This is a genomic window from Biomaibacter acetigenes, from assembly GCF_003691585.1.
GTDB classification, from domain to species: Bacteria; Bacillota; Thermosediminibacteria; order Thermosediminibacterales; family Tepidanaerobacteraceae; genus Biomaibacter; species Biomaibacter acetigenes.
Window position 1 is genome coordinate 3048847 of the sequence record NZ_CP033169.1, and the last position, 24066, is coordinate 3072912.

Genomic DNA, 24066 nt, shown 5'->3' on the forward strand with positions numbered 1-24066 from the left:
TGTTAACAAAAAATGGTCGAATACATATTACAATATATGCCATATTTCCCGGGAAATAGACAATAATTATCGACAATTAAAGCAAAACCCCTGCCAGTAAAAATCTGTGCAGGAGCTTCTAAATTCTTCGATTTCATTCAATAAACCTTGATTCCTATTGCCATGCCCTGAACCGGATAAAACTCTACCACGGCTCCACTTTATGTCTGTAAATTTCGTTAATCATTTAATAACGCCTTTTTTGATTATCACGCATCCATATAACTTTCTCTCGGTTGTCGCAACAATGGCATAGGCGTCTCTGGCCTTTTCATAAAAAGCAAAACGCTCGATATATTCTATGGTTTTTTCCCCTCTATCGTCGTATTTACATACAATCTTCCTGATTTCCTCCTGTATCTCAGGTATTGTATTATCCCCGGGCACTACCTGCATCAGACCAACTGGGTGGTCTACATAAATATCCAGCGGGAATAACTGTAGTATGGCGTCAAGTACTTCAGGCACGCCATGTCCATCACAACGGACCAATCTTTTTGCATTGCTGGCAGCAGGAAAATTAGCGTCACCAATGACCAGATCGTCGCCATGGCCCATTTCATGCAAAATCTTGAGCAGTTCAGGAGAAATAATATCTGGGATTCCTTTTAACATAAAAAACATCCTTTCCGTCTCTAAAATTCAAACTTTTTATTTATTCTTAAACAAAATTACGGTTACATAGTTTTTTGCGCAAATTCTTTTGATCTTTTTGATATAGCCCTTTTTTGAGCATATTTATTGCTATAATAATTGAAAACCATTACAAGTATCAGTACCAATCCCCATATCAAGTCCTTAATAAAATTGCTAATGGAAGGGAACATGTTGAATCCCGAAGACAGGAATTGAAGTATCAATATCGCCACTGTAACCCCTGCCACGGTGCCAAAACCGCCATTGGGGTTGACACCCCCCAGCAGTGAAATCAATACGGTCTGCAATGTATAAGATGTCCCAAAATCAGCTTTTGCGGAGTTGGTGCGTGCAACAACGATCAGGCCTGCAACAGCCGCCAGAATTCCACTGGTCATATAAGTTAACATCGTTACCTTTGTATTATTTATACCCGAAAATCTCGAAGCGGTCGGATTAGTACCCATCATATATAGTTCAAGTCCAAAAGAAGTCTTTGAAAGCAAGCTCGATATAACAATGGCGCTTAGTATATAAAGAATAAGAGGAACAGGGAGAATACCCCAGACGGCCGTATTGCCCAGATTGGAATACATTATGGGAATTCCGGTGACTATCCTTCCATTTGTCAATACAAGAGCAATACCTGTAAAAAGCTGCATGCTGCCCAGAGTGGCAAGTATGGCCGGAACGCCGATCTTTGATATGACAAATCCATTAAATAAGCCGCATAATGTACCAACTGCCAGTGCCATAAGTACAGCTAAAATTATCATGAAAAGAATATATCCCGGAGCCGCGTCCTGCGGTATCATTTTTGAGAGCATTATGGCGGTAAGTATTCCCGAGAGATTTGATACTCCAACTATGGAAAGGTCTACCCCTCCGGTGAGCATGGAAAGCATCATGGCAATTGACAATACGCCGTATTCCGGAAACTGATACGCCATAGAAATAAAATTATCGCTTTTTAGGAAAAGGTGGGGCTTGACTGCAGACATTATTGTGAAGACTACAAATAACATGATGAAAAGCCGCAAAAGGTTGCTATCCTGATTTATCAAGTGTCGCAGGTTAAACCCTTTCATAAAATCTTTTAATTCACCCGAATGCTGTTTATTCATACAAAATCAACCCCCAGTTACATTCCAAATTAATTGTCGCATTTTTCCCTATACCTTTTCCAATTCCTTTTCATCTATTTCTACCCCATGCAGTGTATTCTTTTGTTTCATTGACTGGTACGCAGATACGCCAGTACCTATAAGTATTAGAACCCCTGTAAAGAATTTTTGCCAGAAAGTGGGGATACCCATTAAAATAAGACTGTTGCTCATAATAGTGACAAGAGCCACACCCAGCATCGTGCCTGTTATGGTGCCATGACCTCCCGTAATACGGGTGCCGCCCAATACCACAGATGCAATAACTGTCAGTTCCATGCCCATCAAATTCGTAGGATGGAGATTGGCCATCATGATGGTGCGTGTCATACCCGCAATCCCGGATATAAATCCTACAAAAGAGTAGATAAAAAACTGTATCTTGATGATGTTAAAACCGGCCCTTTGAGCAGCGATACGATCTCCGCCCAGAGCATAAATACCCCGACCTAGCATGGTATAGTTCAGTATGAACCATGCAATGATTATTAACCCAACTAAAATAAGGAAAACCGCAGGCAAACCGCTTGATATACCCAGTTTTGCATTATATACACGGATAAGATCGATTTTAGAGAAGTTTATCATTGTCTTAGGAATATCGGAAATCTCCCGGCTATGCAATACTCCCTGCATGAATCCGGTAAATATGCTGGAGGTGCCTAGCGTAACAATGAGCGTCGGCAGGTCAAAAAAGGCAATGAGTGCAGCATTAATAAGCCCCAAAAACAATCCGATAGCTCCGGAAATAATAAAAGCCAGTATTACATTCCCCTCATAATGCCATATCATTAACAGCCTGGTTGCTGCATACATGCTCAATAGAGCGATGGCAGTGAAGGATACGTCAATGCCTCCTGAAACCAGTACCATAAGCACCCCAATGGAAAAAATACCGGGGACAATCATTGCCCGAAGCATATCTACAATATTATTTCTGGTAAAGAACTGGCCGCTTTGTATTTGAATAAAGACGCACAGCAACAGAAGGATCAAAAAAATATAAAATTCATTGGTTCGCAGTAATTTTTTCATTATAAATCTACATCCTTCCCCTTCACAAGTGTAATCATGCTTCAGCGGCCATCTGATAGGCCAATTCTTCTTCGGTTACATCTTTACCCATAACTTCGTTGATTATCCTTCCCTTGCGCATGATAAGTATCCGGTTGCAATTAAACAATACTTCCGGAATATCATCGGAAATAATGATTATACCGATGCCCTGAGCAGCAAGATTGCGCAATATCTGATGTATATCATACTTGGAACCGATGTCCACACCTACTGTAGGACCATTTAATATCAATATCCTAGGATGCATCGACAGCCACTTAGCCAGCACCACTCTCTGCTGGTTTCCGCCGGACAATGTCTGTACCGGCAGGTTCTGAGAAGGTGTAACAATACCGAGTTTTTTTATCCATTCATCAATGCATTTTTGTATTTTATTTTCATTCATAAACCCATTCTTGTTTAAAAGCTCCTTTATATTGGATATAATTATGTTGCGGCCAATAGACTGAGGCATGAATAGTCCTTCGGTCAACCTGTCTTCAGGCACATATCCCATTTTATTTTTGATTGCATCCTGCACAGAGTTTATCTTAACAATGTTGCCATCGATATAAATTTTACCGGAATCTGCCGGAAGCAATCCGAAGAGAGACAATGCCAGTTCGGTGCGCCCGGAACCTAGCAGTCCTGTAATGCCTAAAATTTCGCCTGCATATAATTCAAAGGAAATATCCTTGAAACCGTTTTTTAAAGATAGATTTTCAACCTTCAATAGAGGGGTACCTTTCCTGCTTTCGGCTTCAAAATGAGTTTCCTTGAATTTTCTACCCGTCATATAATACACAAACAAATCGTTGTCAAAATTGGCAGCCTCGCCGGAAATTACATTCTGGCCGTTTCTTAAAATGGTAATTTTTTCGGATATTTCGAATACCTCATCCAGCTTATGGCTGACAAATAATATTGAGATGCCCTGTGATTGTAAATTCTTGATAATATTAAACAGGGCGGCAACTTCTTTCTTGGTAAGTGCCGTGGTGGGTTCATCCATAATTATAATTTTAGCGTTGTTTAGAAGAGCACGGGATATGGCAATAAGCTGTTTTTCGGCCACTGAAAGATTTTCTACTTTTTCATCCAGATTAATCTTAAAACCAATTTTATCAATGGCTTCTTTTGCAATTTGCTTTACTCTCTTCCAATCAATTAACTTTCTTTTTCCTGACAGCTCCAGGTTTAAAGCAATATTTTCAGCTACCGTGAGATTGGGAAAAATGGAAAGATCTTGATATATAATCTGTATTCCCCGGTCAATCGCTTCCATGGGGGTCAACCTGCTATATACTTTACCGCCAATCTCAATCAGTCCCTCATCGGGCTCGTAAACACCGGATATTATTTTTATAAGAGTAGATTTCCCGCTGCCGTTTTCGCCAGCGAGACAGTGAATTTCACCTTTATGAATGGTAAGGTTAACGTTCTTTAAAGCCTGGACGCCTGCAAAGGCCTTGCTGATATTCGTCGCTTTCAGAATTATTTCAGCCATCACATTACCCTCTTCTTGTGGATTTTTAACAATTAGAGTAAACAGGCCCGATGGCCCATTTACTCTAATTTCTAACAAAGCTTTAGAAGTTGTAATCTTTCATATTCTCCTTGGTAACGGCTACCCATCCTTCACCTACAAGAACCTTGCCTTTGAGTTTCAGGTTCTCATATCCTTTCACACCCAGGTTCAGGCCATCTTTGATCTGGTCTTTTTTACCTTCAAGAATTAATTTTGCCAGAGCATTCATGGCATAACCTGCATCGGCGGGATCCCAGAAAGTAATGGTGCTGAGGGAACCGGACTCCAGGAACTTTCCGGCAACCGATACCAGAGAAGAACCGGCTGTAAAGACTTTACCTATTTTGCCCATTTCCTCAATGGCTTTGGCGGCACCCGGGGCATCTTTGCTGGAAGTGCCCATTATGCCCTTGAGGTCAGGATATTTTTTCATGATTTCCTTGGCTCTCTCATAAGCAACTTCCTGGTTGTCTTCGCTTTCGATCTTCTGTTCCGGGACCAGCTCCATCTTGGGGTATTTTTCCTTCTGGCGGGCAATACCGGCATCAGCCCATTCATTATGGGATTTCATGGTAAGCAAGCCCACCATGGTCACGTATTTGCCTTCATAGTTCATGGCTTTTGCCAGGTTATCCATAATAAATGCACCGTAAGCGTTGTTATCAAAAGCTTCTATATCGTACATAGTATTTTGCTGGTTGGAGGCTTCATGGGTGACAACTACGATACCCTTATCCATAGCCTTCTTCAATACTGGCTCAAGGGCTTCAGGAGAAACTGGAACCACACATAACGCATCAACGCCTTGTGCTATAAGGTCTTCAATAACCTGCACCTGCAAAGCGGCATCAGCCTTGCTTGGGCCTTTCATGAACGCTTCCAAACCGGTATCCGAAGCAAACTTTTTAACACCCTGTTCCATACGAACAAACCAGGGGTTGGATGCATCCTTCACAACGGTGGCTATCTTCCATTTTTTGCTTTCTGCAGGTTTTTGCTGATCTGAAGCCTGTTGAGATGATTGGCCGGTGGATTCTTCCGCTTTCTTAGCTGTGCCGCATGCCGTTAAAAGGCTGACGGCCATGACAATTACCAGGGCTAATGCTAGCAGTCTCTTCATATACGATCTCCTCCTTAAAATTTGTTTTTTATTGCAGAACGGGTGATTAACCCCGTTTTGCCCTAAGAAAAATAGTTACCTTCCAAGAAGATATTTTCGGACCATACGGGTAGCCTGACAGGCGTCGCCGGTTTTTAGGACCTGTTCTACTTCCTTTTCATCCATACTGTTCATTATGTCCATCAGGGCTACAAACCACTGAACGCTCTCGTTTACCGCTTCACGGCCATCTTCCCGGTAAGGGTACTGGTCTGTCGATATCCATCCCTGATACCCTGTCCTCTTTAGCCAGTAAAAAAACTCAATATATGGAATCGTGTGGATGCTGCCCGTGATCATATCGTCATCCCAAAAACCATAATTGTCATTCATATGGATATGAAACAATTTATCTCCATATTTTTTCAATATAGCTACCGATTCCGCTACGTTTTCATAGGCTACTTCGGCATGACCATAATCAATAGTCACTCCGCAATTGGGTTCCCCTATTTCCTTTACCATCAGCAATGTAGTGCCCACATTGGAAGGATAACTCCTGTTTCTGGGTTCCTTGATTTTGTATTCAATAGCCACTTTTATATCTCTTCGATATTTGCAGCACTCTTTGACACCTTCTTCGAACCAACCTCTTTCCTCTATGTAATCTCCCTGGAACGGATAATCATAGCCGTCCTGGCCCGGCCACAGGCTCACCAAGTCACACCCTATTTCTGCCGCCACATCCATCATTTCTTTTGTGACCTTTACGGCTTCGGCGCGGATTGATGGGTCTTTAGAAGTAAAAGCCCCTTTGCCCCATTTCATCTCGCCAAAATGATCAGGAATAATGGAAACAGCCTTAAGGTTTGTCCTGGCTAGATTATCTTTAATTCTTTGTACATTTTGGGTGGTGATATGCCAGTTGCTTACAAGTTCCACGCCTTCCACATGTTCGATTGAAGCAACCCTGTCAAACAATTTTTCCAGCTTGAACGATTTGCTGTAACCTCCACTCATATACCTGTCACAACAGGAACCTACATTGCCAAGTATAACGGAATATTTCGGTTTATACATAATATTGCCTCCTTTTTTTTGAATATTAATAATTAAAAACGTATCGGAAATCTTAATTCACGATAATCAATTATTATTTTGATAACTTCCATTCTTCTAAGGCCTTTTAAAAACAACCATACTTCTATTTTTAAAGCGCTTTAAAAAAGAAATAACAAAATTTATAATTTTGGTCCTGTAGATTCTCTAATTACTAATTCGGGTTTAATAAAAATACTTTCAACTTTTGTATCATTGTTTTTTATTATATTTACCAGCATATTAACCGCATTCCAGCTCATTTTTTCTATATCCTGGCTTACCGTTGTTATGGGTACAGGTGAAATAGTAGAAAAAAGAGTATTATCATATCCTGCTACGGATATATTTTCCGGTATTCGTATCTTATGTTCCTTTAGTGTATTAACAACCCCTACTGCCATCATGTCATTGATTGTTATAATGGCATCGATATCCTGTCTATTTCTCAACAGTTTATTTGTTATTTCACAGGCATATTCATAATTAATCCTGCTACATTCGATAAAATTCCTTTCATCAACTTCAAGATCTGCTTCTCTAAATGCCTTAATATAGCCATTTATTCTATATGCAGTTGTTACTACTTTTGGTGAACCGGCCAGAAAAATAATGTTTCTATGACCTAGATTAAGCAAATATTTTACAAGTTTATAAGTCCCATCTTCCAGGTCTACCATTACACAAGGTGCTTTAATCTCAGGATAAGGAGCCGTTACAAAAATATAAGGAATTTCATGTTTGTTTAATTCTTTAATATAATTTATATCATGATTGATTTTGTTGATAGGAGTAATAATTATTCCTTCAACTCGCTGAGAAATAAAATTTTTAATTATTCGTCTTTCGACATCGGGCTTATCATTTGATATAGCCAGAATTAAGCCATATCCCATTTCCCTGACATATTCATCTATGCATCTTACCAGCTTTCCGTAATATGCGCTTTCGATATCAGGTACAATGAGGCCTATGGTTTCGCTTCTTCTTTTTGCGAGCCCTCTCGCCATGGCATTGGGTGAATACCCGAGGTCTTTTGCTATTTTTTTAATTCTATTTCGTGTTTCCTCCTTTACCAACTCGCTGTTATTTAATGCGAGAGAAACTGTTGCCACAGAAACTTTTGCCTCTCTTGCAATATCCTCCAATTTTATAACCATTGTTTCTCCTTTTACGACATATTTTTTAAAACGCTTTAAAATTATATTTTATATATTCGACGAGTTTTCAAAAAATCCTTCTTGATCAATGTAAATTTTTTTATTTTATAAACGTAGTTGAAAACTGTAATTAACCATATTTTATAAACTTAATCAACTCTTCGGAAAATGTTTTCATATCATCAAAATAGCATGTATGCCCCAGATCTTCAAAGGTGAAAAGGGTGCTTTCCGGCAGGTGGTCTTTCAAGATGCCCGCAAATTCATAGGGAGCGACGTTGTCTTTTTTACCCCAAATTATCAATGTCTTGACCTTTATATCTTTTAATTTCTCCTCGTATTTATCCACATTTATGCTGTCTATAATAATCATAGATTTGAGCATATCCGGGAATTTTAAGGCGAATCTTATGGATATCTCCCCGCTGAAGGACGGCCCTACCATGTGGACCGGGGAGAGGTTCATTCGCTTCATAAATTCTGCCAAAAAGTCCTCGGGATTCAAATCCAGTTCCTCAGACTTTCCATAGCCCGGCATTTCCAGGGCGATGGCTTGAACCCCCTGCCTTTCAAGGGTTTCCATCAATCCCGACTCCACCCAGTCCCGGGTTGTAAACCTCTTGCCGTGTAAAAGCAGCACGATATCGCCGCTTTCCTGAATGTTTTTTACATAATGGATTTTGCTTCCTTTAATGTCTACGTATTTATCCATTACATTCATTTTTAAAGCGCCCCTTTCTCTATATTTTCAGTGAGATTTCCGCCCCGTTCCTTATGGCCTCAACGGCTGTGGCCACCACATTGCAGTCGCCCACAAAGGTGTATTTTTCATGGCCTTTTAATTTTGCAAAGGTTTCATCAGGCTTGTTGCCCACCGCCAGGACAACATCGTCAAACTCCAGCAGCTTTTCGACACCATCTACAGTATATGACAGCTTTTTCCGGACCATACGGTCTATCTTCGCCTTTGTAACTACATTTACATGTAGCTCTTTTAATCTTTTTAAAAGAAGCTTTTTTACCATCGGAAATACCCCGGCAGCCACATCCTCTTGCATTTCCAGTACTGTGACATCCTTGCCTCTTTGGGCAAGAAACTCTGCAGTCTCAAGGCCTGTGAGTCCACCGCCGATTACTAAGATATTCTTACCTTCAGGCACATGGCCTTCCAGCACATCCACGGCCTGGCAAGGTGCCGCATACATGGCCATATCAAGTTTTGCCGGGACTGAACCTGTGGCGATTATAACCCTGTCAAAGTCCATAGCCTCCATCCCTGCGGGGGTAATGTTCGTATTCAGGTGCACTCTGACGCCGTATCTTTCCAGGTCCTTTTTAAGATATTCTACTACCCTGCCGATTTCCTTTTTGCAAGGCGGTATGCTGGCTACATTGATCTGGCCGCCGAGTTTTTCGCCTTTTTCAAAGAGCTCTACTCTATGGCCTTTTCTGGCGAGATAAGCGGCAGCAGCCATACCCGCCGGGCCTCCGCCTATCACGGCAATATTTAAAGGCTTTTCTGCCTTTACTTCAAACTCTGACTCTCTTCCTACTTCGGGATTTATCATACAGGACACAGGCATTCCTTTCAGGATATACGCTATGCAAGCCTGATTGCAGTGGATGCAATACCTTATATCTTCGGTACGGCCTTCCCTGATTTTGGCGACACAGTCAGGATCTCCTATAAGCCCCCTGGCAATGCCGATGAAGTCAGCTGTGCCATCCTTTAAAATCTTTTCCCAATCCGATGCCTCGCCAAGTTTATCTGCGGCTATCACCGGTATTTTTACACTACCTTTAATTCTCCCGGCATATTTCACCAGAGGCCTGTCCTCAATGCCCATGGGGGATATATGGTATTCCGAAGTGGCCCCCACCCCAGCGGAAACATTGAGGCCGTCGGTACCGCTTTGTTCCAGCATCTTCGCAAATTTGACGCTTTCCTCGATGCTAAATCCTCCAGGTGTAAAATCATCGCCGTTTATTCTGCACAGGACCGCAATATCGGGCACTTCGGCCTTGACGGTTTGCAATATCTCCAGGGCAAAGCGAGTCCTGCCTTCAAAACTCCCGCCGTATTCATCGGTCCTCCTGTTGACATCCGGGGATAAAAACTGATTTACAAACCATCCGTGGGCAAAGTGAAGTTCCACCAGGTCAAAGCCCGCCTCTTTTGCCCTGGCCGCTGCCCGGGCAAAGTCCTCCACGAATCCCCGCACCTGCTCCTTTGAAAAGTCTACAGGGTTATACTTTGGATTGTGCATGGCAAGCTGTATTCCTGCTTTTGCCCCATTTTTATGGATTACCTGTGCCAGCCGGGCAAGGCCGGCGATTTTTTCATCATCATCTATTCCCAGTTGATTTACAAAAAACTTACCCAGTTTATTTACATAGCTTGCCCCTACAATGACCAGGGAAACATCCCTGGACCTTCTGTCATAATATGCTATTTCCCTATCGCTTACAAACCCGTCCCGGGCAAGATTTGTTACCGTAGGCAACATGACCAGCCGGTTTTTTAATGGGAGATTGCCTATTTTATATGGTTCAAATAACATTTTTATCACCTCAAATACTAATTATAAACCATGTAGTTGCATTAGTAAAATAATATGATATTATTAAATATATAAGTTATTACTTATGAGGTGGTTTTAATTGAATTTTAAAAAATTGAAGGTCTTTACCACAGTATGCGACTGCGGCAGCATGTCCGGGGCGGCCAAAAAACTTTATATGACCCAGCCCGCAGTAAGCCAGGCCATTCTGGAACTGGAGGAGGAGCTTGATGTCCACCTCTTTGACAGGATAAATAAAAAGCTCCTGTTGACATACCCGGGAGAAGTCTTACTGGAATATGCCAGGAGAATCCTTGTCCTGGTGGAGGAGGCGCAGAGCACCATGAAAGATATCGCCAACATGAACACCGGCAAATTGCGCATAGGGGCCAGCACCACCATCGGCACCTACTTGCTGCCCGAAATAATCAGGACTTTTGGCCAGAAATTTAAAAACATAGATATACCATTTGCCATCGACAATACCGGAGTCATAGAAAAAATGCTGCTGGAAAACAGCATCGACATCGGCCTGGTGGAAGGCCCCATACACTCAAAAGAGATCATCGTTAAACCTTATATGGACGACGAGCTTTTCATAATATGTTCCAAAAATCACCCCTGGGCCGCAAGAAAGAGAATCGGTCCAGGGACAATATCAGAGCAAAACATCATAATACGTGAACAGGGCAGCGGCACTCGGGAAGTTTTTGAAAACACTATGTCAAAACATAATATCCCCTACAGTATAAAGCACGTGCTGAACAACACCGAAGCTATAAAAAAGGCCGTAGAAGCGAATATAGGAGTTTCTGTGGTGTCGGAAATAGCCATAAAAGAAGAAATTAAAAGCGGCAGGTTAGTAAAAATTAATTTAGAGGGCGTAAGGTTCTTAAGAAAGTTCAACATAATCTACCACAAGGACAAATATCATTCAAAACTCTTCGAGGAATTTTTGAGGCATCTATGTTCGGGCAATTTTTGACATTTAGCTCCTCCCAATACCTCCACATCATAACCCCGGCGCGCAATTAGAAGCTCGCCGCATTTTGGGCAATAGGTGTTGCTGCCTTCCTCATCTACCACATTTCCGGTGTAGACATAATCCAGGTATTTCATAGCAATTTTCCTTGCCCGCCGGATGGTCTCCACCGGCGTGGGCGGGAGGTCCAGCTTGAAATTGGGGAAGTAGCGGGTAAGGTGAAGCGGAATATCTTTTCTCAAAGAGGCCAGCCATTTTGCTAGAGCCTCTACTTCATCCTCACCGTCGTTCATACCGGGTATGAGGAGGGTGGTTATCTCCACATGACAGGATTTCTGGGCTATTTCCACCGTCCGCTTCACCGGAGATAGCTTCCCGAAGGTTATGTCCGTGTAAAAATCCTCGGTATATGCCTTCACATCAATATTCATGGCGTCTATAAAGGGCAGCAATTTTTCCAGCGGTTCCTTTTCGATAAAACCGTTGGTCACCAGGACATTCTTTAATCCCTTTTCCCTGGCCAGACGGGCACATTCTATCACATATTCGTACCATATCGTGGGCTCATTATATGTGTAAGCTATGCCTATATTGTCCTTCTGTCTTGATGCCACATTAACCAATTCTTCGGCGCTTATCTCTTCCGTCGGAACTTCGGTAAGCTGTGCAATCTGCCAGTTCTGGCAGAACTTGCACCGGAAATTGCATCCGAAGCTCCCTACTGAAAATATCCAGCTTCCAGGAAAGAAGTGATAAAGGGGCTTTTTTTCTATTGGGTCCATGCCCCAGGAGGACACCTTAGCGTAATTTGCGGAATAAAGAGTGCCATCTTTGTTTTTTCTTACTCTGCATGTCCCGGCCCTGCCTGGAGCAATCCTGCAATGATGGGGGCAAAGGAAACAGTGGACCATGCCATTCTCTGTTCTTTCAAAGAACAACGCCTCTTTCATTTCCCATTTCCTTTCTCATATATTGGCTTTATTTTCGACGCGACCCTCAATAATGCCTCACCACTTCAAACCTCTCCAGCTTATAATCTTCATCGGGGCTGATGCCCGCCTTCCTCAAGGCTATACTTATCTGCTCCTCCACCGTATCGACACCCTCCAGGTCCGGCAAAAGCAATCCCGACCTGAAGCCCTTTCTCACTATAACACCGTACCTTTTCGGGTCCAGTTTATCCGGTGAATCGATGGGCTCGGGTCTCGTGAGCACATCCACCGAATATGTGAGCTCGGGCAGCTCCTCGGGCTCTACGGGTTCGAACCTGGGGTCCTCGCACCCCGCGCTGATAGCGTTTTGCCGTATTTCCTCCGCTATGTTTTTCTTTGTGGGCAAAAAGGTCCCGATGCACCCCCGAAGTTCGCCGTGTTTTTTGATGGATACGAATACACCCGCCCTTTCTGACAGCATTTCCTCCGGCAGGTCTTTTGGGAATTCCGGCATCCTGCCTTCTTTCACATAGGTCTCCAGAGTTTGCCGTGCAAGCCTCACATAAGCGTCTTCGTTTTTTCTCCGCTTCTCTATTTCTTCGCGCCTTCTGTCATAGAGTTTTTTCAAAATGCTCTCTCCTTTCCCTGCCGGGTGAAAGGCAGCTACGCAGTATCCTACGCCAAAAGGGCCCTCATAGGAAAGCACCCGGGGTTGAACTTTATATCCATCCAGGGCTCCCATCATTATCCACAGGGATCTTAACCCGCATTCCCCGGCCTTTTCTATTAAGCCAGGCTCAAGGGCGGCTATCGCCTCCACATCAAACTCCTTTAGCAAGGATATAAGCTTCAGGTCAAAGTCCTTTGCATGAGGGCTGTATCCTGCCGGAGCATCGGGTGTGAGCCTGTGGGAAAGGTCCCCGCTGGCCACGATCACAACCTTTTTGTCAAGAGATTCTGCAGCCTCCCGTATTATCCTTCCGAAGGCATAAAGGTCTTCGTAGGGCAACAGGCCGTATGCCATGGGCAGAAGTTTAAAGCTTGAAGTGAATTGTGTAACAAAATAAATGGGCACCATGACACCGTGGTCCAGCTCCTGTCTTGTTCCGTACCTTGAAAGGTGAATTTCGCTAGATTTTACAGCGGGTATACCTTTTTTCTGCGCTATCTCACAAATTTCCCGCTTTAAATCCTCATCACTTTGAAATTCCATTTTCACCCCGGGGGCGCCGAAGGATGAAAGACTACCTTTGAGTGGAAAGTCGTAAATGCAGACGGCATCTTGAAAGACTGGTCCATGAGGTGAAATCAATACCAGCGTGTCGGGAGCAAGTTCCCGGATTTCCCTTCCCACCTCCTTTGCCGCTTCAATGGAAGATGTAGTCATCTGGGTCTCCCTTCCTCCTACTTCTTTCACCATGATAGGAGGATGAGGCATCAGGTAAGCCGACAGTATACCCATTTTTAAAAACCTCCCTTTTTTATAGTATTTCTTCTCCAAGTGCGGAAGCTATCAAACCCACCGCCACTTTAGCAGTTTCATTGCCCCGGTCCAGAATGGGATTGACCTCCACGAATTCCAGGGAGCGGATAATACCCGATTCCGCCAGCATTTCCATGGCCAGGGCCGCTTCCCGGTAAGTGATACCACCTCTTACCGGTGTCCCGACTCCCGGCGCCACCATGGGATCCAGCACATCCATGTCAAAACTCAGGTGAACCCCTGCCGTCCCCCCGCCGGCAAGTTTAATGGCTTTTTTCATGACATTCCTCATGCCGCACTGGTCTATGTCATTCATGGTGAAAACATTAATGCCTGATTCTCTTATGAGCCTTTTTTCGTCCCGATCTATTGACCTTACCCCGATAAGTACGGTGTTTTCCGGCAGCACCTTTGGCGAAAAACCTCCTACATTGGTGAGGGCCTCATGGCCCAGGCCCAGGCTGGCCGCCAGTATCATGCCGTGGATATTGCCTGAAGGCGTTGTATCCTGGGTATTAAAATCCCCATGGGCGTCAATCCAGATGAGTCCTATCTTTTTTAAAACTCTACTTACCCCCGTCACCGACCCCAGGGCTATGCTGTGGTCACCTCCCAGCACCAGAGGTTTAAATCCATCCTCTATAGCACCACTTACCGCATCGGCTGTACGCTCCGAAGATTCCACGATTTCATGGAGATATTTTAATTTTTCATCCTTAATTTTCCTGCTCTCTGGATTTGGAACCTCAATGTTTCCTCCATCCTCCACTATTATACCATTTTCTTCTAAACGCTGCTGAAGATGTGCATATCTTATGGCGCTGGGCCCCATGTCCACGCCGCGCCGGTCTGCCCCCAGGTCCATGGGGACACCAATAATTCTTACTTTCATCTAGACACCTCTTTTTTAAATTCGGAATCAATCATTTATAATATATCCCCGACAATTCCATTTTAACAGTTTTTCTATTTTCTGGCTCGTATAAAGAGATAATTTTTTAGAAATAATCTACATAAAATATCTTTTAGGTATTGATATTTTTTTAACATAGTATTATAATTATAGTCGAAGATAGTTATAAATTTCACAAGGAGGTTATTAAAATGTGGGAGGCAAAAATAAGTCCTAACAAGGTCTTCGAGCTTCGCTGCAAGAACACCACTTATTTTGGTATAGGGAGCATAAAAAAGATAAAAGACATCCTGGAAGTTCTCAAAAATAAAGGTATAAACAATGTCATCCTTGTGACCGGAAAAGGTTCATACAAGGCCAGTGGAGCCTGGGATGTTATAAAACCCGCCCTTGAGGAAGCCGGATTTAAATACACCCTTTATGATAAAGTTGGACCCAATCCCACCGTGGACATGATCGATGAAGCGGCCAAAATGGGCCGGGAAGCCGGGGCAAAGGCCGTCATCGGCATCGGCGGCGGAAGCCCCATCGACACCGCCAATAGTGTGGCCGTACTGCTGGAATACACTGGTAAAAATGCAAGAGAGCTTTATGAACAGAAATTCGGCCCCGAAAAGGCGGTCCCCATTATAGCCATAAACCTTACCCATGGCACCGGCACCGAGGTAGACAGGTTCGCAGTGGCCACCATCCCCGAGAAGAACTACAAACCAGCTATAGCTTATGACTGCATTTATCCCATGTATGCCATAGATGACCCCGCCCTCATGACAAAGCTTGATAAAAAACAGACAATAGCAGTCACCGTAGATGCTTTAAACCACATTACCGAAGCCGCCACCACCCTTGTAGCATCGCCTTACAGCATCCTCACGGCAAAAGAGACGGTGAGGCTGATAGTTCGCTACCTCCCCGCCGCGGTAAATGACCCCGAAAACCTTGTGGCAAGATATTACCTGCTATACGCTTCTGCTTTGGCCGGAATCTCCTTTGACAACGGCCTCCTGCACCTCACCCATGCCCTGGAGCACCCCCTGAGTGCGGTAAAACCCGAGATAGCTCACGGTCTCGGCCTTGGAGCCATACTGCCTGCAGTGGTAAAGACTATTTATCCTGCCGTTTCAGAGGTGCTGGCCGACTTATACAGCCCCATGGTGCCCGGCCTTAAAGGTCTGCCTGCCGAAGCGGAATATGTGGCCAAAAAGGTGGAAGAATGGCTCTTTAATGTGGGATGCACCCAAAAACTTTCGGATTTTGGATTTACAAAAGATGATGTCCCGACTCTGGTAAAGCTGGCCAAAACTACGCCATCTCTGGATGGATTGCTTTCCATAGCGCCGGTGGATGCCACTGAAGCCGTTATCGCAAAGATTTACGAAGAATCTCTTTAACCCCACAGGCCTTCGGCCATGATATATAAGGCTAAGGCGCCAAAAGGCGCCTCTTTTTTATTGACCGGACTTTATTGGGCCCAATTCATCCCCATTTACAGTGATTTTGCGGATTGTAGGTCGATAGACATATTGAAAAATCAAATATCCCGTAAGCGGTATCAGTGAAAGTATCATGTATAACCATTTAAAGCTGATAAACTTGCTGAGCCCGCCCAGCAAAGCTCCTGCCGCGACCCCCATGTCAAATCCTGCAGAAAAAATGCCTATGGCCATACCCCGCGATAGTCCAGGGATATTAAGCACTAAAACGGATGTTAAAATGGGAAAGAGGATGGCAAATCCAAAACCGTAAATCAGCGCTACAACCACGAGCTGGTAAAAATTTCGAACTATGCTCATGGCCAGAAAAGACAGTGTCATCAATACCATGGAAAGAGCCACCAGGGATTCGAGATACCTCTTGCTCCAGGATCCCATTATGAGCCGTGAAATTACCACGACACTCGTGTTAATCAGGAAAAAATACTCTATACCAGCTATACCCCTTTCATGAGCAAACACAGGCAGCATGGCCGAGATTGCCCCAAAAGTTATCATTCCACAAAAGAGGACAATTGTGGGCAGGTAAACATATTTGTGTAGAAGTATCTCCATGAAATTTGAGCTCTCGGGGGCTTTCCTACCTGTTCTTATATCCGTAAGCAAAAAGGCCAGTATAAGTGCAATCAGTCCTGTTATAACTGTGGCTATTACTGCGCCATTGAAGCCTGTAATATCCATCAGCTTTATTCCCAGAGCCGGCGCTATACCTTTAGCTATGGTAAAGGATATGCTGTTGAGTCCCATAAACTGGGCAATAGTTTCAGCCGAAGATATATCCGTAGTAAATGTGGCCGATGCCACAGTAAATGCACCTATGGTAAGACCATATATCAGCTGAGCCATTCCTAATCCGGTGACTCCCAACGGCAGCTTTACCAGTACTGGCGTTATAAAAAACAACATTATAGAAATAAGCATTAACTTCCTGCTTCCCATCTTTTCCACCCATATTCCGCCAAGCGGCCTTGCAATCAGAGAACTTACAGAAAAGAAAAACACAACCAGGCCGATGGTCATGTTGTCGAAACCCTTCTGAAGCATATATGATGGTATAACAGGCATCATAAGGTAGTATGTTGAGATGAAAGCTATGGTAGCGGCAAGAACTAGGGCAAAGTTTTTCATATTTCTATCAAATTTCATGCTATTGGCCCCCTTTTTAAAAGGTTACTCAAAAATTTTCATGTTTTTTATTGTAACATATACGATAAAAAAAATAAAATGCCCGGTAAATCCGGGTTTTGTGTACCATATATTATCTACCGCAATATGCGTTTGCTTCAAATTATATCAAAAAATCTTTGGCTGGCTCCGAGACTTCTATGCACGTCTCGGCCAATCGGTTTTTGGGTCCATTCCGGTCAGCCCGGAGGTAAATCGAAGGTAACCAACCCTAACTGCGCTTCTTTCCCGGAGAATCCCGGATGAATGCCGATATGCTCCGCATGCCGTTTGAAAGGTTTATAGGAGTAACATTTATCAAGCAAGTCCCCTCCTATCTTACAGATTAGGGGCAGTGCAAACTGCCCCTAATGATGAGTCAAAACATTTTATATTAAACATGAATCTTCCTGGATGATACGGTTTCCTTTTTTGTAATGCTGGAAATGATGAATAACAAGACGATGGTCACAACAGAAGAAGGAATAACCGGCCCACCAAAAACATCCATTAAAGGCTTTATCTGTCTTGCAATAATGGCGGTTAGGGTTCCTAATATCAAACTATATCTTAATGCGACTGGTGTAATGTTAGAGTTATCATAAATATACTCTCCGGGTTTTCTCCAAAGCAATCCTACTATCACCGCTGGTGCCAGGGCGCCTGCGGCGGTACTGTAAAGCCATCCTACCAGGCCAAGGATAAATTTAAATTTCAATGCGCATATAACTCCAACTACCCCCCATGCCAATGTAACCCATTTTGTGATGGCGACTTTTTGCTCATCAGAAACATCGGGTTTGAGGGGCATCAGTATATCATTGACAGTAATTATTGCCGCAATATTGAGGAGTGAATCAGCGCTGGACATAGTGGCCGCCAAAACAAGGAGTGTCATGGCCACAGTAATCCATGGAGGCATAAAGTTCTTGACAAGATATGGAGCAACACCGGTATCGAGATTAGGATTTACTGTAAACACTATTAAACCTATAAATACGGATATAACAGAAACCAAGACTGTTCCTATACCGCCTATCAGGGCAGCGTTTCTTGCCGAAGGAACATCCTTGGCGCTAAATGCCCTCTGCCAATAGCAAACCATAGTAAATGTACCCATTATACCTGTTAAAAACGTCGTGAAAAGTTTAAGCCAGGGAATACTGCCCGAGGCACCGGTTAAACTCCACAGTTCAGGTTTTGCGGCCATGACTTTGCTTGTAAGTGTTGCCAAGCTAAAATCCACCATTCCAAAGGCATAGTACCAGTAAAACCCTGCAAAAGCAACAATTAAAAGGCCCTGTATCACATCAGTCCATACAACCGATAATAATCCTCCGCTCATTGTATAAAATATGAAAACTGCACTGGCAATTATTATCATGAGCGTAGAATCCGTACCGGTAAATACGCTGAATATCTGCCCAATCGCCATACTCTGGGCACCGGTCCAACCTGCAGCTACGAAGCCTGTCAATAAGCCGATGACAATGCGCGAGGTTTTGTCTTTTGCTACGACATTATCCATGAATTCACCCATGCTTTTAAAGGAAAATCTAGCCAGAAATCCGGCAAGAGTCAGGGCAAAGACGATTTTTCCGCCTTCACTGCCCAATGTCCATGCAATCCAGCTTATACCACGATGATAACCTTCATCAGGAGAACCGATAAAGTCCGCAGCCCCCCAAACCGTAGCAAGGAATGTCCACATTATGAGATAAAATGGAAGGCTTTTTCCCGCAATGGCGTAGTCATCAAAGGATGCGGAACCTTTTTTTGATACCGCCATTCCTATGGCAAGCATTGCGATAAGATAAATTATTGAAACAATCCATACTGTCGTAACCACATTTTTCACTCCTTTTTTGATTTTTTTCTTTTAAGGCATATTTATATTCTTTAGGTCATGTTAGAACTACCTCCTCTAAAACAATATTTCCCAATCCAAAGATAATTAACTTAAGTCAATAAAGAATATTGAAACTTTTCACCCGAAAAAAATTTTTATAAATGTTATAGATTTCTATATGATAGCGGATCGACCACAGCCTGTATTACTACCGGTTTATTTGTTTGAACAACAGATTTTAAAACATGTGTAAAATCTTTGATGTTATCAACTTTGTAACCTTTTGCACCAAAGCTTTCCGCCAGTTTAACCATATCAGGATTTGTAAATTCAACACCATAAGGTACCAAACCTTTTCTTTCCTGGTTCATTCTGATAAGGCTGAGGATCCTGTCGTCCATGACGATTATTATTATGGGTATATTCTCTCTTACCATTGTTTCAAGTTCGGCCATGTTCATGCCAAAACCCCCATCGCCTACGATGGCCACAACAGGTTTTTCAGGATATACCAATTTTGCGGCCATGGCCGTCGGTATCCCTGAGCCCATGGAAGACAGGCCGTTGGACATAAAGAACGTTCCGGGTTCATAGGTCCTCCACATCTGGCCTACCAGCATCTTATGAGCACCTACATCCGATGCGGCAATAGTGTCTTCAGGTAAAATCTCTCGAGCTTTCATAACTACCTCATAGGGCTGCATCGCTTCGCTGCGTCTAGTTGTTACTAGTTCAATCAACTCGTTTCTTTTGGACATAATTTCATTTTTATCCCATTTGCTCCGTTCAATATCCCTAGCTAAAGAATCCAGAATTCCTTTCATTTCACCGTAAATCTCTACAGACACAGGATAATATTTATCGGTGTCAGGCACTTCATCGATATTGATAACCGGTATATTACCAAACATCCACTGTTTATCAAGTTCTACAGCATCATAACCTATGGCAACAATGAGGTCGCAGCTTTTAGCAAAATCCAATATCACGCGGTCGCCCTGCATCTCCACCACTCCTAAAAACAAGGGGTGGTCTTCTCGTATGATCCCCTTTGCCTTTGGAGTCACTATTACAGGGGAGTTCAACTTTTCAGTAAATTTTACAAATTCTTTATGAGACCCGCTTCTAAGAACCCCGAGGCCAGCTAATATTATAGGACGTCTTGCTTCATTAATCACTTTTGTAGCTTCATTTATATCACCTATATCACCAATGAAGGATGAGCCACAACATTTAGTCTTTTGTCTGAAATTTGTATCCTGTTTTTCCATAACTGCTACATTACTGGGGAATGTTAGATGGACCGGCCCCTTCCTGGACGCCTTTGCAAAACTTATAGCTCTGTACAATATCCTTTCTACCGAATTGGGCTCTATTGTTGCGCTCCATTTGGTAATAGGCTGAAAAAGCCGGACCAGATCAAGTTGCTGATGTGTTGACACTTCATAATTATTTGTTGCCATGTTGCCCGTAATAGCAATAACCGGCGCCCGATCAAGCAAGGCTTGCGCTACTCCGGTGACAAGATTGGTGGCACCGGGTCCCAATGTCGAAAGACAAACTCCAGGCATGCCAGTTATTTCTCCTATGGCCGAAGCCATAAAGGCAGCAGTTGACTCATGTTTTGTCAGAATAAACCTTATATTTTCTTGTCTCAGGGAATCGAGGAATGTCGTTACTTCACCCCCGGGATAACCAAAGACATATGTCACCCCCTCTTCTTTTAAAATCTTTGCTACCACATCTGAAACCTTCATAATTTTCTCCCTCTTTTATTAATATAAATTTATGTTTATTTCTGGATTATATAATTTTGAAACTCCTTTATCATTTTATTTAAATGGGATTCAATAGCCCTATAGGCTCCCCTGCTGTCTTTAGCCTTTATCATCTCCAGTATCCTCACATGGTCATCATACAGTTTTCCTCCAATGGCTTTACGTACAGTAGCAAAATGTCTTGTCAAATCGTTTTGCTCACGCAGCAGCATCATTGTCCTCAATAACACTTTGTTTTTTGAAGCCACTGCAATTAACCTGTGAAATTCGCTGTCCTCGTTATCTCCGGAAATCCCCTGGCTTATCTTTATTTTTTGAATCAGTAAAACTTCCTGCATCTGGTTTATGATATCCTCATCGGCATTTTTTGCCGCAAGGAATGCCGCCTCTTTTTCAAGACCCCGCCTTGCGATCAGGATATCTATCAGATCGGTTATATTCGATGGACTTATAGATTCCAGAAATTCTTTCTTGGCATTTTCAAAAGACAGTTTATTATTTAATGCGGACAAATGTTCAATGCCCTTTTGTGTTAATATGCGGCCCATGTTTTTTAACTTCTTTGTGTAGCCCGCATGGTCCATTTGAAGCAGCCTGCGGCCAATGGTAGCTTGACTTACGCCGTATTTTTCCCCCAGGATAATCGACAGGTTTACCGCTCCTAATGGTTCTCTTGAATTTAATAATTCTTTCAAAATTTCATAATCCAGCTGTTGATCTAACTCGGCCAATGTTATTCCCCTTCATATAATATTGATAATCATTGATGATTAATCTCATTTATAAACATATTAAAAGGTTTCTTCTAATTTTGTATTTCAATGCTAATCATTGATGATTAATTTAATATTTATATTCGACAATATTCTCTAAAGTCCTTCTTTTAATTAAAAAATTTTTTATGAAAATTATTTTCAGTTAACATCGAAAAAATGGATTTCACCTTTCTTAAAGATGAAATCCATTTAATAAATTCTTTTAGCTTTGTTCTAAATCCAACAGGGGCTCCACATGCACGAGAGCTTTAGAATTGATTTTTGATTCAATGACCCTTTCCACCTGTTCCGAAATGTCGTGGGCTTTTATCAGCGATAAGTGGTTTCCCACCTGGATATGCAGGGAAATCATCTTCCTGTCGCCATAATCGTGCACATGGATTTTATGAATGCCGGTTACACCCGGCACCGAAAGGGCCAATCTTTCAATATCCTCGATTATTTCCTGATCGGCTGCTTCACCGATAAGTTTTGAAGAAGAATCCCTGGCAATACTAACACCAGTATAGACAATCAGCGCCGAAACTCCCATGCCGAATACAGCGTCTACCTTATAATATCCATATTGCGAGGCCACGATGGCCGCCGCCACCAGAACCGATGCTATCCCGTCTGTCCTGTGATGCCAGGCGTCCGCTATCAACGCTGGCGCGTTTATTCTGGTCCCCAAATCTATGGAAAACTGAGACATCCATTCCTTGAAGATGGCGCCGGCTATCATAACCACGGCCACTGCATAACTGCCCTTGACCGGCGTGTTTGATATAAGACGGTCATAGGAAGTCTTGCCAAACTCTACACCTACGATTATCAACATTACCGCTATCAGCAGGGTTGCCAGAAACTCTATTCTGCCATGGCCGTAAGGATGTTTTTCATCGGCGGGAGAACTGGATAGTTTAAAGCCCAACAGCACCACCACCGATGTCATAACATCGGAGGCCGTATGTGCCGCATCTGCCAGGAGTGAAATACTGTTGAGCATTAACCCGAATGATACTTTAATCGCCGCCAGTAAAAAGTTGCCTATGATACTGACCCATGCTTCAAGATAGGCATATTTCCTTCTTGTCTCAGACTCTATAACCTTTTGGGACAGTTGTGTTTCTTTCAAAAAATGGATTATCATATAATCCACGGTTTTTTGAACTATCTTGTTCATTTTCATCCCCCTTTATTTACAATTATTTTTAGCAGTTATTTTATATATTACCCCCTTCTTTTATATATATAAAAAACTTGCGGGATGAGTCCCGCAAGTCCTTCTTGCTGCGCTTTTTGCGCCCGGTTTAATTACCTGTTCTCATTGCAATGAAAATAATAACATGAAATGGTTGTGAAGTCAAGTAAGATATTGATTCTCAAGTGATAAACAGATTCATACTTACCGGACAAAGTTCAATCAACTTTCATTTCCACAGGGTCTACATGAATTAAAACATCGTTGATCTTTTTATTGTTGTCCAGTATTTTATTTTTTACTTCCACCGCCACGTTATGAGCCTCTTCAAAAGACATGCTTTTATCCACGCCGATTTTCATGTCAACATATATGAAAGGCCCGCTCTGCCTTGCTTTTATGGTCTTTATCTCACACACCCCCCTGCAGCCTTTCACCATATTGGAAATATTATCTATCAGTATCCTGTTGCCAAATCCGTCCATTAACTGGTTTATTCCATCGACGGTAATATCCCACCCCATTTTAATTATAAACACCGTAACGCCTATGCCCGCTATAGGGTCCAGTATTACAATACCGTGCCTGGCTCCAAATATACCGATAAGGGAGGCTATCGATGAGTACGCGTCGGAACGGTGATGCCATGCATTGGCAATAGTGGAAGGGCTCTGAATTTTCTTGCCAATCCTGTAAGTGTATTGAAACATACTTTCTTTCACCGTTATGGATAAAATTGCAGCCAGAAGCGGAAGCAGCCCTGGCTCGGTCACATGGCCCGTCACTATGGATTCTACCGCCGAAAACGCTATATAAAAGCCTGCCAATAATAAGAAAACTCCCACTGTCGCCGTGGCCAGTGATTCGGCTTTGCCGTGGCCGTAAGGATGCCCTTCATCAGCGGGCTTTTTAGCAACTTTCAAACTGAATAAAACCACAATTGATGCGATTATATCCGAGGCCGAATGGGCGGCGTCGGCCACCATAGCCGTGCTATGCCCGACGATGCCGGCCGCCATCTTTGCCGCTGTAAGAAGTATATTTCCAACTATGCCAATCCACGAAGCTTTTTCACCCTGTTCGAAATACTGGCCATCCTGATGCGTTTCCTGCTCTTGCTGCTGTAAATCACGGCTCTCAAGCATTTTTAACCCTCCATAAAAATATAACATTTTT

20 protein-coding genes are annotated in these 24066 nt (G+C 43.0%); 2 read left to right on the top strand and 18 right to left on the bottom strand.

Going from position 1 to position 24066, the window contains the following annotated elements; all coding sequences use genetic code 11:
- Positions 1 to 222 precede the first annotated feature (222 nt).
- The 9 genes from D2962_RS15595 to D2962_RS15635 all read right to left on the bottom strand — a co-directional run bounded on the left by D2962_RS15595 (position 223) and on the right by D2962_RS15635 (position 10340).
- Positions 223 to 654 (bottom strand): RbsD/FucU family protein, encoded by a 432-nt coding sequence (locus tag D2962_RS15595; RefSeq protein WP_122015516.1) that lies wholly within the window; start codon positions 652 to 654, stop codon positions 223 to 225.
- 62 nt (positions 655 to 716) lie between these two features.
- Positions 717 to 1799: an ABC transporter permease gene (locus D2962_RS15600; RefSeq protein ID WP_222927589.1), complete on the bottom strand. Its 1083-nt coding sequence runs from the start codon at positions 1797 to 1799 to the stop codon at positions 717 to 719.
- Positions 1800 to 1847: 48 nt separating this feature from the next.
- Entirely contained in the window at positions 1848 to 2873 is a 1026-nt protein-coding gene (locus D2962_RS15605; protein WP_122015517.1) for an ABC transporter permease, read from the bottom strand.
- Between the two features lie 34 nt (positions 2874 to 2907).
- Positions 2908 to 4401, bottom strand: coding sequence for a sugar ABC transporter ATP-binding protein (locus tag D2962_RS15610; RefSeq protein ID WP_122015518.1), 1494 nt, complete (start codon positions 4399 to 4401; stop codon positions 2908 to 2910).
- A gap of 82 nt (positions 4402 to 4483) precedes the next feature.
- Positions 4484 to 5542, bottom strand: a complete 1059-nt coding sequence (locus D2962_RS15615) for an autoinducer 2 ABC transporter substrate-binding protein (protein WP_120768684.1) — start codon at positions 5540 to 5542, stop codon at positions 4484 to 4486.
- A 75-nt stretch (positions 5543 to 5617) separates the two neighbouring features.
- Positions 5618 to 6601 (bottom strand): sugar phosphate isomerase/epimerase family protein, encoded by a 984-nt coding sequence (locus D2962_RS15620; protein ID WP_122015519.1) that lies wholly within the window; start codon positions 6599 to 6601, stop codon positions 5618 to 5620.
- Between the two features lie 161 nt (positions 6602 to 6762).
- Positions 6763 to 7779: a LacI family DNA-binding transcriptional regulator gene (locus D2962_RS15625; protein WP_120767300.1), complete on the bottom strand. Its 1017-nt coding sequence runs from the start codon at positions 7777 to 7779 to the stop codon at positions 6763 to 6765.
- A gap of 130 nt (positions 7780 to 7909) precedes the next feature.
- On the bottom strand, positions 7910 to 8500 hold the full coding sequence (locus D2962_RS15630; RefSeq protein WP_122015520.1) for an alpha/beta fold hydrolase: 591 nt from the start codon (positions 8498 to 8500) through the stop codon (positions 7910 to 7912).
- Positions 8501 to 8519: 19 nt separating this feature from the next.
- Positions 8520 to 10340 (bottom strand): FAD-dependent oxidoreductase, encoded by a 1821-nt coding sequence (locus D2962_RS15635; RefSeq protein WP_122015521.1) that lies wholly within the window; start codon positions 10338 to 10340, stop codon positions 8520 to 8522.
- 100 nt (positions 10341 to 10440) lie between these two features.
- Between D2962_RS15635 and D2962_RS15640 the strand changes: the two genes are divergently transcribed.
- The gene (locus D2962_RS15640) at positions 10441 to 11325 is read left to right on the top strand and encodes a selenium metabolism-associated LysR family transcriptional regulator (RefSeq protein WP_122015522.1); all 885 of its coding nucleotides are present in this window, start codon (positions 10441 to 10443) and stop codon (positions 11323 to 11325) included.
- Here D2962_RS15640 and amrS read toward each other — a convergent pair.
- From amrS to rocF, 3 genes are read right to left on the bottom strand one after another with little or no spacing between them, the layout of a single operon-like run.
- Positions 11271 to 12272, bottom strand: coding sequence for an AmmeMemoRadiSam system radical SAM enzyme (gene amrS, locus D2962_RS15645; protein ID WP_120767304.1), 1002 nt, complete (start codon positions 12270 to 12272; stop codon positions 11271 to 11273). The genes D2962_RS15640 and amrS overlap by 55 nt on opposite strands.
- A gap of 46 nt (positions 12273 to 12318) precedes the next feature.
- Complete coding sequence (gene amrA, locus D2962_RS15650) at positions 12319 to 13716, bottom strand: AmmeMemoRadiSam system protein A (RefSeq protein WP_122015523.1); 1398 nt, start codon at positions 13714 to 13716, stop codon at positions 12319 to 12321.
- A 19-nt stretch (positions 13717 to 13735) separates the two neighbouring features.
- Entirely contained in the window at positions 13736 to 14629 is an 894-nt protein-coding gene (gene rocF, locus D2962_RS15655; RefSeq protein WP_120767306.1) for an arginase, read from the bottom strand.
- Positions 14630 to 14841: 212 nt separating this feature from the next.
- On the opposite strand from rocF, the gene D2962_RS15660 reads away from it, so the two are divergent.
- Positions 14842 to 16041, top strand: coding sequence for an iron-containing alcohol dehydrogenase (locus tag D2962_RS15660; protein WP_122015524.1), 1200 nt, complete (start codon positions 14842 to 14844; stop codon positions 16039 to 16041).
- A 57-nt stretch (positions 16042 to 16098) separates the two neighbouring features.
- Here D2962_RS15660 and D2962_RS15665 read toward each other — a convergent pair whose 3' ends face one another.
- The 6 genes from D2962_RS15665 to D2962_RS15690 all read right to left on the bottom strand — a co-directional run bounded on the left by D2962_RS15665 (position 16099) and on the right by D2962_RS15690 (position 24035).
- Entirely contained in the window at positions 16099 to 17289 is a 1191-nt protein-coding gene (locus tag D2962_RS15665; protein WP_122015525.1) for an MFS transporter, read from the bottom strand.
- 412 nt (positions 17290 to 17701) lie between these two features.
- Positions 17702 to 19156, bottom strand: coding sequence for a sodium:solute symporter family protein (locus tag D2962_RS15670; protein WP_122015526.1), 1455 nt, complete (start codon positions 19154 to 19156; stop codon positions 17702 to 17704).
- 164 nt (positions 19157 to 19320) lie between these two features.
- Entirely contained in the window at positions 19321 to 20913 is a 1593-nt protein-coding gene (locus D2962_RS15675) for a thiamine pyrophosphate-binding protein (protein WP_122015527.1), read from the bottom strand.
- 35 nt (positions 20914 to 20948) lie between these two features.
- Complete coding sequence (locus D2962_RS15680; protein ID WP_122015528.1) at positions 20949 to 21665, bottom strand: FadR/GntR family transcriptional regulator; 717 nt, start codon at positions 21663 to 21665, stop codon at positions 20949 to 20951.
- Positions 21666 to 21912: 247 nt separating this feature from the next.
- Positions 21913 to 22872, bottom strand: a complete 960-nt coding sequence (locus tag D2962_RS15685; RefSeq protein ID WP_120767312.1) for a cation diffusion facilitator family transporter — start codon at positions 22870 to 22872, stop codon at positions 21913 to 21915.
- A gap of 236 nt (positions 22873 to 23108) precedes the next feature.
- Positions 23109 to 24035 (bottom strand): cation diffusion facilitator family transporter, encoded by a 927-nt coding sequence (locus D2962_RS15690; protein ID WP_162991257.1) that lies wholly within the window; start codon positions 24033 to 24035, stop codon positions 23109 to 23111.
- Positions 24036 to 24066 lie beyond the last annotated feature (31 nt).